The following is a 14,407-nucleotide window of genomic DNA, read 5'->3' on the forward strand; positions in this document are numbered from 1 at the left end:
TTTGGTGCAAGATTTTAGCTGAATCTGCTGGAAACAGCAGCAGTTTATAGAAATCCGGGAGGTTGATTAACAAAAATCCATGGTCGCTACCCCTCAAAACCATCAATTAATCCTAATTGATAGTCACGTTCACCTTTATAACTGTTTTGATATCGATCAACTGCTAACGTCAGCTTGGGGCAATTTTCAGCGATTTTCTGGTGAGGCAGGTGATCAAGAAAATTTTCAGGCTGTATTATTGTTGACAGAAATAGAGCATCAAAAATGGTATAAAAAGTTAGCTGATTTAGCGGACAACAATAATCAGTCTAGGGTAAGCCAGGGAAAACCTTGGATGTTCCACCGTACCCAGGAAGATTTCTCTTTATATACCTGTAACGCCTTAGGCCAAGGAATATTCTTAATTGCTGGTCGCCAAATTGTGACAGCGGAAAACCTTGAGGTATTAGCGTTGATCACTGACCAAAACCTTGAAGATGGTTTACCCTTAGACGTAACCATTAAAGCAATTCTGTCTGCGGAGGGAATCCCTATACTCCCCTGGGGAGTTGGTAAATGGATCGGAGATCGGGGACAACTATTATATAAGCTCTTGGAAGACAGGAATTTTCCCAAGCTTTTTCTAGGAGACAATGGTGGACGTCCTGTATTCTGGTCACGACCAGTTTTGTTCACACAAGCAGAGAAAAAAGGATGGCGGATCTTACCAGGAAGCGATCCACTTCCTTTAGCTTCTGAATTTTGTCGTCCTGGCAGTTTTGGATTTACTATCCAGGGTTCCTTGAGTTCAGAAAAACCAGGAAAAGATATCAAGGAAATGCTACTGAATCCCATGACACCTATTCAGGCGTATGGTTCTCTAGAAAACCCCTGGCGATTTATTCGTAACCAATTAGCAATTCGGTCTAGAAAAAATAGCAATTAAAAATCAACAAATGACTAAAGGAATTTAACAGTGGTTTCTACAGGTGATTTTCCCGAAACAGCCGATATCGAAACATCTTCTGAGAATTATGCTTCCCGTTTTGCCGGGGAAATTGGGGCTTGGCTACTGAAAGTCCAGGAAGACGCAACCTTGAAAATGCTGACTCCTTATCCTAAAGCCACCATCCTTGATGTGGGAGGAGGACATGGTCAACTCACAGGGGCTCTGATTCAAAATGGTTATCAACTAACTGTGCTTGGTAGTGCGGATGTCTGTAAGGGGAGGATTCAGAATTTTCTTGATGCTAATCTTTGTTCCTTCAAGGTTGGGAATGTTTTGGATCTCCCTTACCCAGACGAAGCGTTTGATGTTGTGATCAGCTACCGATTCCTGGCTCATGTAACTCAATGGCAGTCTTTTTTAACAGAACTAAATCGAGTAGCAAAGCAAGCCGTCATCCTAGATTATCCGACAGTGAGGAGCGTCAATGCTATTGCCCCCTATCTATTTAAGTTCAAGAAAGGGTTGGAAGGAAATACACGAGAGTTTGTCTGTTATAAAGAACATGAGCTTCTAGAATTTTTTAAATCTATTGGTCTGAGCAAAGCTGAGCGCTATCCTCAATTCTTTGTGCCTATGGTACTGCATCGTGCTTTAAAATCTCCTAGCTTCTCTTCATTTATGGAGAAGTTAGCTCGACTATCAGGCTTGACTAATTTGTTTGGTTCACCAGTAATTTTAAAGCTTACCAAGACTTAAGCCAGATACCGATTAAAATTAATTGTATAAACTTGCTTGGTGAAATTCCAATATTTTTTAGGTTAGCTCAGAAAGTAGAATATGGAAGATCCTCAATTCAAACTCCCAACTGGCAGTCGCGTCTTAGTGACTGGAGCTACAGGGTTTACAGGTTCAGTTCTTGTACGTAAATTAGTGGCACAAGGTTTAGATATCGTCGCTATTGCACGTCCTAGTTCTAAACTTGAGCCTTTCAATGACCTTAAAATTGAATGGATTAAAGGGGATGTTTTTGATGAAGAGTTAATCAAGAAAGCCATAAAAGGAGTTAACTATATATTTCATATTGTAACTCCTTTTCGAGAAGCTAAATCCGCTGACAATGTCTACTACAATGTCCACGTTTTAAGCACACAATTGCTAGCAAAATACGCTTTAAAAGAACCAGATTTTAAGCGTTTTGTTCACGTTTCAACAATTGGTGTTCATGGTCATGTCGAAAATCCTCCTGGTGATGAAAATTGTCCAATGCATCCTGGAGATATATATCAGGAAACCAAACTAGAAGGAGAACTGTGGATCAGAGATTTTGCCAAAAAGGAAGGCTTACCAGTCACTGTGGTACGACCGTCAGGAATCTACGGTCCTGGGGAGAAACGGTTTTTGAAAATTTTCAAAATGGTTGGCCGTAAGTGGATACCAATAATTGGCAATGGAAGTAACTTACTGCACTTAATTCATGTTGATGATTTGACCAATTTTTTTATACTATCAGCCACCCATACTAAAGCAGTGGGAGAAGTTTTTATTTGTGGAAGTAAGGAGGCGATAACCTTTAAAGAAATGGTCTCTATTATTAGTGAATACTATGGAATTTCATTTAAATTCATTAGCTTGCCAGCTGCGCCACTGTTTGCCTTAGGGGATTTTTTGGAATTCATCTGTCGTCCCCTGGGGATAGAACCACCTATTTATAGAAGACGGCTAGCGTTTTATACAAAAGACCGCTCATTTAACACAGCAAAGATGAGAAATTTACTGGGGTTTGTGCCTGTCCATTCCGATGAAGAAGGGTTAAAGGAATTAGCCCAATGGTATCTTGACCAAGGATGGATATCTCTTTGATTTGGGTTAATGGGGATTCAATCAGTGAAAACTGGCTGGTTATACTGAATGAGTAAGTTGAATGAGTAAATCCTGATTAGTATTCTGATTCCTAACTTCTTGGCACAACTATTTGTATCGTTCATCCCGTGAAAACGTAATAATTTGGTAGTGATTGAGGAAAAAATGAAAAAAATTACAGTTCTCGGTAACTTTTCAGGTCGCAATGCAGGAGATGCTGCTATTTTAGGCAATCTGCTCGATGATATTGCCGCAGCACATCCCGATGCGTTGTTTATAGTACCAACTCTCAACCCACGCTTCGTCAAACGCCATTTTGGCCACCACAATCTCAAGGCACTTGGATTAATGCCTTGGAATGGTGCTATTAAGATTTTTGGTTTGCCAACTTTCCGAGCAATGTTGCAAGCTGATCTGGTGCTAGTAACCGATAACATTCTGTTTGATCGCAAGTTACTCAACCCACTGTTTAACTATCTCTCCACAATTTCCTTAATCGCCCCAGCTTGTAAGGCACGCGGTATTGCGATCGCACTTTACAACGCCAGTCTAGGACCAATTACTACATCACTGGGCAAGTATGCTTTGCAAAGAGTTCTTGATGCTAGCCCAATGCTGATCCTGCGAGATCAGCAATCAAAGCAACTGCTTGACCAACAGAAACTGAATTACCAGGACGTTTACATCAATGCGGATTGCGCCATCAACACTACCCCGCCACCAACAGAACGCATGGAGGAGATCATAGGCAAAGAGGGGCTTTTCAAAAATCCGAAAGGCACTATTGGTTTCAATATCAATGCCTACATCGATAACTGGCGCAAGGATAACAAGACTTTTGGGCGCGAACGCTTTTTGCAGGCAATCGGGTCTACTCTCGACCGACTGATTGAGGAATTAGACATTGAGATTATGTATACCATCACCCAAGTCATGGATACCAAGATTACCAACGAGAGTTTGAAGTATGTCAAGCGGCGCGATCGCATCCGGGTAATCAGTAATGCTACTTACACCTACCAGGAAATTGCTGGCTTGCTACAGCGGGTAGAAGTCCATGTGGGGATGCGGACTCATTCCGTAATTTTGGCTTCAGGAGTTCTCACCCCTGTAGTGGCCATTAACTCCTACCCTAAAACAGCAGGCTTCATGAAAACCATTGGTCAGGACAACTGGTTGATCAACTTTGATGAACTAACCACCAACACCTTGACAAATTTAATTAAGTCTGCTTGGGAACAGCGCCATGAAACGCGAGCGGCCATGACACCACTGGTGCAGCGGGAGCAAGCTAAAGCCCGCAGTAGCGTTGAACTGGTGAGCCAATTGTTGGCCCAGCGGCAGCAATCTGAGGTGCAAGTTACAGCTTGAGCAACAGAGAGGAAAAATTGAAAAAATCGAAGGCAACAGAATTAAGCATGTCTGAAGATGGCTATTTGCCACTTCACAAACAGCAGCAGACTGAGCCATTGTATGTGGTTCCCAAGGATCTGTGTACCCGCTGCGGTGCTTGCGATCCCATCTGCCCTGTAGACTGCATTTCCTTTGACGAACACCGATACCCAGTTATTGATACTAAAACCTGTGTTGACTGTGGACTCTGTGTAAAAGTTTGTCCCGGTATAGACTTTGACTACACTGCTCAGTATAAGAAAATGTTCGGCGTTGAGCAGGCACCAGAGGGGCTTGGTGGCATTTACGAGAGTGCCTTTTTGACTTTTGCTAACAATCCCCAGGTGCAGGCAGAAGGCAGTGGTGGTGGACTCGTTTCCCAACTGCTGATTGGTATGGTCAAAGAAGGGATAATTGATGCTGCCCTGACTGTGGGTTATGAGCCAGATGATCCCATCACACCCACACCTGTGATTTGCCGCACCGAGGCAGAAATTCGAGCCACTGCTGGCTCCAAGTATTGTGTTGTCCCCCATGCCAAAGTCATACGTGACGTCAAAAAACTGGAAGGCAAGTTTGCCTTTGTCGGTGTAGGCTGTCAGATTGAGGGTTTACGGAAATTGGAGAAGGTCTATAAGCCTTTGGTACGCCGGGAAATCTTCACCATTGGCTTAGCTTGCCACGGCACCTTAGAAAAAGAAGGTACTACTGAGTTGCTATCCCACCGTCGTCTTCCCCAAGAGAAGATCAAGCGCTTCTTCTATCGTGGTGGTAACTTCCCTGGCAAGTTTCAGATCGAAACCCTCGACGGTCAGCGCCTCGACCTGCACAGGTTTGATTACAAGGATGGTGCCTATAATTACCTCTACCATCTCTATACACCCCAGCGTTGCCTGATGTGTCCTGACTATAGTGCTGAGTTTGCGGATATTTCAGTTTCCGACTTCTGGGTGCGCGGTGAGGATGGCGAGTACCTACACCCGGAAGGTACAAGCATGGTCATGTGCCGCACGGAACGTGGTCAAAAGATTTTACAACAGATGCGTGAATCGGGCTATATTACCGCTATGCCTTTAGGTAAGCAGGAAGTGGAAGCCAGTTTTGATCACCTCTACCGTGACAAACGTGTCTCTCCCTTCGTGCGTATCCAGTGGCGTGAAGCCCAGGGAATATCTGCACCCCAGTACCATTTACCGATTTCCCCACCAACTAAAGAAGACCACCGTCACGAGGGTTTGCGTCAGGCTACCTTTATTTTCTCTAAGCGCAAATGGATGCGCCAGTTGATGCTGGCCATCTTTTTCTCACGGTTTGGGGAAGTGTTTACAGCAGTGAAAATGCGCTACAAAGCCTTCAAGGCTGCACGGCGCTTACGCAAACAAGCAAAAAAAAGGCAAAAACAAGACCCTGCCTTGGATACCCAATAAATAATTGACATCAAGTAAGTAAGGTAAATCTAATGATCAGTATAGATGAGCAAAACTCCAAAACCTCAATCTGGTAATAGTAGATAGTAAACCAATTACCAATTACTAATTACCAATTATTAATTACTAATTACAAATGACAAATTACCAATGAAAAATCTTTAACAAGCTCTTGGAATGCCGAAAAACTCGACACTACGTTTTGTCCGCATTGCTGGCACAACTGCACTATTAGTATATGTTGTTCACAAGGCAGGGTTGTTCAGCGCTGACGGACGGCGGGATTTGTTAGACACCTTCGTTCACGTCAAACCACCATTTTTGTTGGCATCGATTGGGTTTGGGCTGTTGCTTAATCTATCTAGCGCCTTCAAGTGGTACATGCTTTCGCGCTCTCGTGGCTTGCCAGTTAATCTTTGGCGGCTGTTTGCTTACTATATGGTTGGTCAATTCTTCAATCTGGTGCTGCCAAGCAGCATTGGGGGCGATGTGGTCCGGATGCATCAACTAGGGCGCTACACTGGACGCTACGCCGATGCTGTAGCCTCAGTCTTTGTGGAACGTTTCACTGGTTTGGCCACCCTGGTCTTGTTAGCAATGGTGGCAGTAGTGGTCAACCTGCACCTGTTCAACCTGCCCTGGTTGACTATTGGCCTTGCCATCGGGTCAATAGGCATTGCATTGATCTGCTGGTTGATTATTGACCAACGACCATTCCGGTTGACTCAGAAGCTATTGGTAAGGCGTGTACCCTTGCTGCAGAAACTCTTCGTCAAGATTGAGAAATTTCGGCAAGCAGTGCTGGCCTATCAGAGTGACCCAGGGGCAATCTGGGGGGCTCTAATTAATTCTCTAATCTTCTACTTCTTAGCGGTCATGAATGTCTGGGTTAGTGCACTTGCCTTCGGCTCCAAGATCGATTTTGTCAGCATGCTCGTAGCAGTGCCAGTTATCCTCTTTATCATGAACTTACCAATCTCGATTGGAGGTATTGGTCTGATGGAGTTTGCCTACAGCTTCACTCTTGGGTTGGTAGGTGCTACCCCTGCACTAGCATTTTCAACGGCATTGCTGTTGAGAGCAAAGACCCTGTTCCATGCTGGAATTGGTAGTCTACTTTATCCGTTCGTCAGTGATGGTAGCCCCATCCGTGAGGGAGTACCGATGGAAGTGACGAACAAATACGGAGAAAATGGTGATGACTAGTAAACATGAACAGTTTCGCTTCAGCGCTGTCTCAGCTGATAGTAAAAGCTCGTTTATAAAAAAGTATCAGGATTTAGTCTTAGGTGATCGTAGTTGGAGGCGACTTCTACAATATGAACTGCTGACGCTGCTGGTAGGTCAACTCCCTGGTGCTCTTGGGCTAGGGCTGCGGCGCATCTTATACCCGCAGTTATTCGGTAGTGTGGGTAAAAATGCACTCTTCGGTCATCACCTCACCTTGCGTGCACCGGGTCGTATTCACCTGGGTAGCAATGTGGTACTCGATGACTATGCAGTACTGTCCGTAAGGGGTTTTGAAGATGAGCGGATTGAGATTAGTGATGGGGTGCAAATTGGTCGCTCGGCTCAACTCAAGACCCGTGCTGGCTCTATTTTTATCAGTGCCCATGCCAATATTGGTGCAGAGTGCCGCATTGACTCGACTACCGAAGTCCATATTGGTCAGCACTGCATTTTCGCTGGTCGTTGCTATTTAGGTGGTGTTAGTCACCAATTTGATCGTACTGACATCCCAATTGTCCAACAACCACTAGCAACTAAGGGTGGTGTACACATCGGTGATGATGTCTGGCTAGGAGCACATGTGATTGTTTTGGATGGGGTAACTATTGGTACAGGTGCAATAGTCGGTGCGGGTGCAGTAGTAACCAAAGACATTCCAGCATACGCGATCGCGATGGGTGTGCCAGCACAGGTACGAAGCTGGCGCAAGGTAGAGCTTGCGGAGAGTTATCAAAATGGATCAACAGAATATAAAAAACCCTAGTTTAGGATACCAATCCCGCAAAAACAGATGGGATTTTGGTCTATTTTCAGCATTTTTATTGTTCAGTTTTATCAACTTGGGATGTGTGAGTCAGTCCAGCACGGAAAAATCAAGGACTCAGGCTAATAGTTTAGCTTATTCTCAAATTGAACCCCTAGTCATTCCTGTAGGTGGACCAGCTCCAGACAGGCGTATTGGTGGGCTGATTACAACAGATATTAACGATGACGGCCAACAAGATTTTATCATCACTAAGTCAGATTATATTGCAGTTCACGATCATTCTGGAAAAAAGCTCTGGGCAAAGCAGATCAACATTCAAGTGGTAGGGAAGTCGGAGCAAAACGGACTACCTGGAACTCATGGACCAGGTGTCCAAGCAGCTGATGTAGATGGAGATCAAAAGACAGAAGTTCTGTTTTTAACCAAGGACAATACCCTTCATATTGTTGAGGGGGTTAATGGAGAGACTCAGAAAACTATAAAACTCCCATCTCTAGAAGGTACAGAGGGTTGGGAGCACCTAGTAGTAGCCAATTTCCGGGGCAAAGGCGATCGCGATTTACTACTTCAGACCACTAATGCTGAAGGATACCGTATGGGTCGTTATCTAGCAGCCTATTCCCTAGACAACCTACTCAAAGGTGAAAACCTTAAACCTTTGTGGACCCGAGATGATTTCCTTGCCAATGCCCACAATGGGGCACGGGTGGCAGATCTCGACGGAGATGGCAAAGATGAGGTTTTGGGCGGGACGATTATATCACCATTAGGAGAGCTACTGGTGCGAATTCCCATAAAAGGTCATATTGACTCCCTGTTTGTGGCTGATGTGCGTCCAGACATCCCAGGATTAGAGGTGGTAGCTCTGGAAGAGGGGGGTGGCAATCGGGTTTTCCTTTATAACCGCGATCGCGTAATTTGGAAAACCCACTACAAGCATCAAGAACCACAAAATGCTGCCATTGGTGATTTTGACCCCCAACGACCGGGATTAGAAGTGTGGTGCCGCAGCCGTTACAACAAGCACCAGAAACCCTTTGTATTTGATGCCCAAGGTCAACTGATTGCTGACTATCAAATGGATGATGTTGCTCCCAAGGGATGGACAGAAAAAGGTGTAGAGGTGATCTTCCCGATTGATTGGACAGGAGAGTCGAGGCAATTAGTGGCTGTCAAAGAGCGCCATAAACCAGGAGACGTAGGCATTTTCGATGCCCTGAGTGGAGAATTTCTCCATCGGTTCAAAGAACAGGCGGCGAGACTTTACGTTGCTGATGTGTCTGGGGATTGGCGGGAAGAGGTGATGGTTCTCAATGGGAATCAGCTGCACATTTACAGCAACCCCGAAGCTAATCCCAATCTTGATCGCCCACGGCTATGGACTCAAAACCAGTACCGCCGCAGTAAGATGACTTGGAATTACTACAGTCCATAAACTAAAAAACAATGGAAAAAAGGTTAGCTGCTAGGAAAAAATTGATTCTTACGATAATTAAATGCGGCGTTTCCATAGTGCTACTGTCTTGGGCGTTGCGCAAGACAAATCTGCCCGAAATTTTCCTAGCTGTGAGTTCTGCCAACATTCCTCTTTTAATAGCAGCGTTTGTGGTCTACTTAGCCAGTTACTACATCAGAGCTCATCGGTGGCGGGTACTGCTTTTGGCTCAGAATGTGAAAGCTAGGATCCCTTATTTGTATAAGTCCTACATGGTCAGCATATTCTTCAGTAATTTTTTGCCCTCCACTATTGGTGGGGATGCTATTAGGGCTTATGATGCCTGGCGCTTGGGAACCAGCAAGTCAGTCGCACTAGCCACTGTGTTTTTGGATCGTTTCCTCGGTTTACTGGGTTTGATGCTGTTTGGCCTCGGGGCGCTGTTTTTTTCTCAGACATTGATCGCCCAGTTACCATTACTTCACCTGTGGGTAATGCTAGGTACAGCAGCAATTATGCTTGTAGTCTCGATGATTTTCATACCCTCTCAGAAGATTTCAAGGGTTATTAGCAAGATAAAACTACCCTTTTGGCACCCCATAAAAAACAAGGTATTGAATATTATTAAAGCTTTCCTAGCCTTTGGGAACCGCAAACATGCCTTGGCTATATCGATGGGGTTGTCACTGATGGTGCAAATCAGTGTCATCGCTCATTATTACCTAATTTCCAAGGCACTGGATTTACCGGTTCCCCTTCTTAGTTTCTTTGTGATCATTCCCCTAGTCTCCTTGATCATGGTGTTGCCTGTATCGATCAACGCGATTGGTCTCCGTGAGAATGCATTTGTATTCTTTTTTGCGGCTTACGGCTACAATATTGCCAGATCCGAAGCGATTGCCTTTGCTTGGCTGGCTTACGGAATCGTGATAATTCAGGGGCTGCTGGGGGGAATTGTATACGCTTTGCGCAAGTAAAGGTGATTAACTCAGATCAGGTAAGGTCGTGATCAGGTAAGGTCGTGATCGGGTAATCGGATGATCAGGTAATCAGGTGTAATGGTGATCAATAAACAATAGTCAGAGCAAATATAAATTACCAAATATAAATTACCAAATATAAATTACCAATTACCAAATATAAATTACCAATTACCAAATATAAATTACCAATTACCAAATATAAATTACCAATTACCAAATATAAATTACCAATTACCAATTAAAATTACCAATTACCAATTAAAATTAATAAAATGCCATCACCAGTAGGACACACATTAGCCGGTATTTGTGGATTTGTTCTGGCACGCCCTTATGTAGCTTGGCATCAGCAAACTCGGCTGTTGTATGGTTCAGTATTGCTCACGAATTTGCCAGACATAGACATTCTGCCTGGATTGCTGCTGGTTGGAAATCCAGGAGCTTTTCACCGTCAGGCCACCCACAGCTTGATAGTAGCCGCCGTAATTGGCATCTTCGTTGCTTGGCTAGTGGGACGTTGGAGGTTAAATCGGCTCCGGTGGGGAATTTGGGCAGCTCTAGTTTATGGCAGCCACATTCTCTTGGATATGCTAGTAGCTGACCCAACAGCACCTTTCGGAGTCCAGGCACTCTGGCCTTTTTCCCTAGAGTATTTTATTTCACCTATTACCATCTTTGCCCGATTTGATTATTTTAATCCAGAATTGGGTATGGTGCGCACCATATTGAGTATTCCTAATTTCTTGGGAATACTGTGGGAAATCGTAGTACTTACACCATTGGTAGGACTGGCATGGTATGGGTTTGGGAAAACTGACGGCAGAAAACCATTGGCAAGATAGAGGCCAAGGGTGATGGGCTGATCAGGTGATCAGGTTATCGAGACAATAATAGATCTTTTGCATAAATGACTAAAACAAGGCTGATAAGTAATATGGCCGTGTGTCCCAATTTACTTTGGTAAGAGGTTAATCGTTCTTTGTTGATGGCGATCAACCATCTTTCCTGAGCCATGATGAACCCTCGTCTGATCACGGTGGTTCTTAATACTGATTGTAGATAAGGTTGGTCAGATCCATGAAAGCAGAAAAACTTAATTCAACAGAAACCTCAATCCAAGCCGATTGGCTTTGGGAATCGATTCCCATCGCCTTAATTTTGCTATTGGCGGCTGGGTTTGACCTCTATCAACTCGGCACAGAGAGCCTGTGGGTGGATGAACTCTACAGTGTTAATGATGCCAAAGGCTTACCAGGCCATCTGGGTCTAATCCGCCCAGTGTATTTCATCCTCCTGTGGCTCTGGATGCAGTTTGGCACCAGCGATGCTTGGTTGCGGGGGTTGTCTGTCTTGTTTGGATTGGGCAGTGTATTTCTAACTTACCAGCTTGGTCGTCGTGTAGCGGGAAAGCCAACAGGCTTGATTGCTGCCCTCCTCTTAGCTCTATCGCCGCTGTTCATCAATTTTGCCCAAATGGTTCGTATGTACACCCTAGGCACTTGTCTCGGTCTAGGTGGTACCCTAGCGCTAGTGCATGCTCTTGAGAATCCTACTACCACCTCAATGGCTTGGTGGGCTAGCCTACGACTGTTGGTAAACCTAACTGCCCCACTCAATGCCACCCTGCTCTTCGCGGACATCTGGTTGGTATGGTTTCGGTTTCGCAAGCAACGGGCTACATTATTAGCTTTCGGCAAATGGCTGTTGCTGGTGATCCTGTTGTGGTTACCATCTTTGTTATCTCTAGTGTCTGGAAGCCTGCCCTTCCTAAGCAAGGCCCTTAATCCCATCGCCAAAATTGATGCATCGGCTACTCGACACTCATTTCCGAGTTTTGTGGATGTTTTACGTAAGTTAAAGAATTTTACTGCCTTTCCATTTCCTTCCACATCGAAGGTCAGCAGCTTGTTTTATCAAGCCTACAGTCTACTATTAGCTGCCTTGGTCGGTATTGCCATCATCCACAAAAACCACAAACCACGCCTGTGTTGGATTGCTGCTTGGGCGTTTATACCGTCAGTCATGATTTTTTTAGTGTCTAAACGATTATGGATAGACCGTTACATACTGTTTTTATCCCCATACATTTTGATTATTCTGGCCGCTGGCTTGATGGGATTGTGGCGTTGGAAACGGAGTTTAGCGATCGCAGTAGCAATTATCTATACCATTACCGTTAGCAGTGGGCTAATACGCTATTACACCGTGCAGGATCGCCAAGATTGGCGAAATGTAGCGCAAACAATTAGCATGAATGAAAAACCTGGTGATACCATCGTGTTATCCATAGGTTCGCCAAAAATGACCTCAGCGCTGGGTCATTACTATAATGGAGATGCCCCGATCTATTCTCTGAAGAAACTTTGTCCTTCTGCTCAAGTCAAAAAGCCTGACGTAGAGGAAGCACTAAATAACTTGCCACCTATTTCCTCGCGGCTCTGGCTAGTTTGCGGCACAGGTTTTGACCAAAAAAAGTTTCGCACTGTTTTCAAAGAACATTTTGACCTGGAAAGACACGCAGAATTCACTAACGAGAACTTTTATAGACAAAATGATTTAATGCATCTATTTCTGGTCATACCCAATTCTCTCAATTCTACTGATACTCCAAATCCTACTGATATCAAAAACAAATCAACATCGGTCTCAGCTCTAGGGCTTTGATTATTAGAGAGCATGAAAGCCAACAACTACAAAACAGCAGCGCTCCTAGAGCGAGGAAATTGGTTCCGACCATGGATGCCCATTACCTTAATCTTACTATTAGCCACTGGATTGTACCTCTATCAACTTGGTACAGAAAGCCTATGGGTTGATGAACTCATTAGTATTCATCGTGCCAAGCACCTAGAGCAAGTCTTTAATAGTACACGCCCCCTATATCAGATCCTTTTACGGATCTGGATGATAGTTAGCAGTAGTGATGCTTGGCTGCGGGGATTGTGCGTTGTGTTTAGTATTGGTACTGTTTTTGTTACCTATCGGCTTGGTCGGCGCTTAATGGGAGAGTCCACTGGCTTAATTGCTGCCCTCATCGTTGCCCTCTCACCCCTGTTTATCCATCATGCCCAAGAAGTCCGGATGTACGCACCGAGTACATTCTTTGGTGTTGCTGGCACACTGATCTTAACCCACGCCCTAGAACGTCCAACGACTCCTTTACTATTAGGATGGGCTGGTCTGCGATTCTTGGCAATTATCACCACACCCATTAACGTAGCGCTGCTGCTCCCAGACATAGTTGTGTTTGGCTGGAAGTATCGGAATCAACCTCGTGTTTTGTTCCGTTTCGGGGTCGGACTGTTACTGATTGGTATTTTATGGTTGCCATGGGTGTTTCCCCTAGTAACTAAAAGCGCCAAATTTATGGGAGGTGTAAAAGTACCTGGTACATCAGTTCGTGATCTCGGTGGACGCACTAGTCCTGGTTTACTGCATGTGATCATGCAGCCAGGTCGCTTTACCGCTTGGCCCTTTGGTCGAGCCAATTCCAATGCCATCTACTGGTTTTACAATGCCTACTCTGTCATGTTGACCTGTTTGCTAGGTGTTGTCCTATTCAACAAACCACGCTCAGGTAAGCTGGCTTGGATTGCGGCTTGGGCGTTTTTACCCTTAGTTCTGTTCTTTTCAGTGTCCCAAGTCTCTCGCTCTCTTTGGGTTAATCGTTACCTACTGTTAGCAGCTCCATACCTATTTATTCTTTTAGCAGCCGCTGGGCTCGGCATTTGGCGTCGATGGCGTATTGGTGCGTTGGTGATAGCCCTGATCTATGCCATTGCTGTTGGTGGTGGGCTAAAGCGTTACTATACCGTGCTGGATCGAGAAAATTGGCGTGGTTTAGTGGAAACCATTGCCACCAAAGAACAACCGGGTGATGTGATTGTTTGGTCCATTGGTCAGAGAATACCTGTAGCATTAAATCATTACTATCATGGCTCTGGGAGTATTGAGATTAAGGATGTACTCCCGCGATCGGTTAGAAAAAACGATCAGCAAGCGATAGAAGGTTGGGTTAGCAGTTTGCCCCCAACCCAATCTCGTTTATGGCTAGTTTATGTCAAGTCGTCGAAACTATTTCGGTCTGTTGTTAAAGAGCAATTTCAGATTGAAACCCGAGAGAAACCCATTGATGGGATAGAAATCTTTCTGCTTAAACCACGTTCTGCAGATCAAACCTCTGACGAGTAGACTTCGCCGCAGTTGTCTATTGAAGTAAGCCTAAAAGTAGTTATTGCTGGTTTGTAGCGATCGCAATTTCATCAAATTAGAATCGGTAATGGTAAACATGTAGTGGTTTGGCTACGGTCTGGTAAAGGTAACAGGAGCTAAAATCACCAATTGTGTACCACTACCAACTCCCCAAAGCTTTCATAAGGTAGTAGC

At 44.7% G+C, this 14,407-nt stretch carries 12 protein-coding genes; all 12 read left to right on the forward strand.

Features of this window, described 5'->3' with window-relative positions; genetic code table 11:
- The first annotated feature begins 79 nt into the window (after window positions 1–79).
- Window positions 80–925, forward strand: coding sequence for a hypothetical protein (locus F6K57_RS04250; protein WP_293065109.1), 846 nt, complete (start codon window positions 80–82; stop codon window positions 923–925).
- A 30-nt stretch (window positions 926–955) separates the two neighbouring features.
- Window positions 956–1,684 carry a class I SAM-dependent methyltransferase gene (locus F6K57_RS04255; protein ID WP_293065112.1) on the forward strand — a complete coding sequence of 243 codons (729 nt, stop codon included), beginning with the start codon at window positions 956–958 and terminating at the stop codon, window positions 1,682–1,684.
- Window positions 1,685–1,765: 81 nt separating this feature from the next.
- Window positions 1,766–2,788 (forward strand): NAD(P)-dependent oxidoreductase, encoded by a 1,023-nt coding sequence (locus tag F6K57_RS04260; RefSeq protein WP_293065115.1) that lies wholly within the window; start codon window positions 1,766–1,768, stop codon window positions 2,786–2,788.
- A 165-nt stretch (window positions 2,789–2,953) separates the two neighbouring features.
- Window positions 2,954–4,159 (forward strand): polysaccharide pyruvyl transferase family protein, encoded by a 1,206-nt coding sequence (locus F6K57_RS04265; RefSeq protein ID WP_293039959.1) that lies wholly within the window; start codon window positions 2,954–2,956, stop codon window positions 4,157–4,159.
- A 17-nt stretch (window positions 4,160–4,176) separates the two neighbouring features.
- Window positions 4,177–5,607: a Coenzyme F420 hydrogenase/dehydrogenase, beta subunit C-terminal domain gene (locus F6K57_RS04270; protein WP_293018303.1), complete on the forward strand. Its 1,431-nt coding sequence runs from the start codon at window positions 4,177–4,179 to the stop codon at window positions 5,605–5,607.
- A gap of 177 nt (window positions 5,608–5,784) precedes the next feature.
- Window positions 5,785–6,813, forward strand: a complete 1,029-nt coding sequence (locus tag F6K57_RS04275) for a lysylphosphatidylglycerol synthase transmembrane domain-containing protein (protein WP_293018299.1) — start codon at window positions 5,785–5,787, stop codon at window positions 6,811–6,813.
- Window positions 6,806–7,600: an acyltransferase gene (locus F6K57_RS04280; protein WP_293065120.1), complete on the forward strand. Its 795-nt coding sequence runs from the start codon at window positions 6,806–6,808 to the stop codon at window positions 7,598–7,600. The genes F6K57_RS04275 and F6K57_RS04280 overlap by 8 nt, the downstream gene beginning before the upstream one ends.
- A gap of 85 nt (window positions 7,601–7,685) precedes the next feature.
- Complete coding sequence (locus F6K57_RS04285) at window positions 7,686–9,038, forward strand: hypothetical protein (protein ID WP_293065123.1); 1,353 nt, start codon at window positions 7,686–7,688, stop codon at window positions 9,036–9,038.
- A gap of 11 nt (window positions 9,039–9,049) precedes the next feature.
- Window positions 9,050–10,015 (forward strand): lysylphosphatidylglycerol synthase transmembrane domain-containing protein, encoded by a 966-nt coding sequence (locus tag F6K57_RS04290; protein ID WP_293065126.1) that lies wholly within the window; start codon window positions 9,050–9,052, stop codon window positions 10,013–10,015.
- A 278-nt stretch (window positions 10,016–10,293) separates the two neighbouring features.
- A complete protein-coding gene (locus F6K57_RS04295; protein WP_293018291.1) occupies window positions 10,294–10,863 on the forward strand; it encodes a metal-dependent hydrolase in 570 nt (189 codons plus the stop codon).
- A gap of 235 nt (window positions 10,864–11,098) precedes the next feature.
- Window positions 11,099–12,685, forward strand: a complete 1,587-nt coding sequence (locus tag F6K57_RS04300; RefSeq protein WP_293018289.1) for a glycosyltransferase family 39 protein — start codon at window positions 11,099–11,101, stop codon at window positions 12,683–12,685.
- A gap of 12 nt (window positions 12,686–12,697) precedes the next feature.
- On the forward strand, window positions 12,698–14,212 hold the full coding sequence (locus tag F6K57_RS04305; protein WP_293018287.1) for a glycosyltransferase family 39 protein: 1,515 nt from the start codon (window positions 12,698–12,700) through the stop codon (window positions 14,210–14,212).
- Window positions 14,213–14,407: the final 195 nt, after the last annotated feature.

The organism is Moorena sp. SIO4A5, assembly GCF_010672005.1.
Classification (GTDB): Bacteria; Cyanobacteriota; Cyanobacteriia; order Cyanobacteriales; family Coleofasciculaceae; genus Moorena.

Bases quoted from the DNA above. Each gene is read 5' to 3' on its own strand.
- F6K57_RS04280 (WP_293065120.1), top strand. From the start codon at position 6,806: ATGACTAGTAAACATGAACAGTTTCGCTTCAGCGCTGTCTCAGCTGAT.
- F6K57_RS04300 (WP_293018289.1), top strand. From the start codon at position 11,099: ATGAAAGCAGAAAAACTTAATTCAACAGAAACCTCAATCCAAGCCGAT.
- F6K57_RS04260 (WP_293065115.1), top strand. From the start codon at position 1,766: ATGGAAGATCCTCAATTCAAACTCCCAACTGGCAGTCGCGTCTTAGTG.
- F6K57_RS04275 (WP_293018299.1), top strand. From the start codon at position 5,785: ATGCCGAAAAACTCGACACTACGTTTTGTCCGCATTGCTGGCACAACT.
- F6K57_RS04290 (WP_293065126.1), top strand. From the start codon at position 9,050: ATGGAAAAAAGGTTAGCTGCTAGGAAAAAATTGATTCTTACGATAATT.
- F6K57_RS04295 (WP_293018291.1), top strand. From the start codon at position 10,294: ATGCCATCACCAGTAGGACACACATTAGCCGGTATTTGTGGATTTGTT.
- F6K57_RS04250 (WP_293065109.1), top strand. From the start codon at position 80: ATGGTCGCTACCCCTCAAAACCATCAATTAATCCTAATTGATAGTCAC.
- F6K57_RS04265 (WP_293039959.1), top strand. From the start codon at position 2,954: ATGAAAAAAATTACAGTTCTCGGTAACTTTTCAGGTCGCAATGCAGGA.
- F6K57_RS04305 (WP_293018287.1), top strand. From the start codon at position 12,698: ATGAAAGCCAACAACTACAAAACAGCAGCGCTCCTAGAGCGAGGAAAT.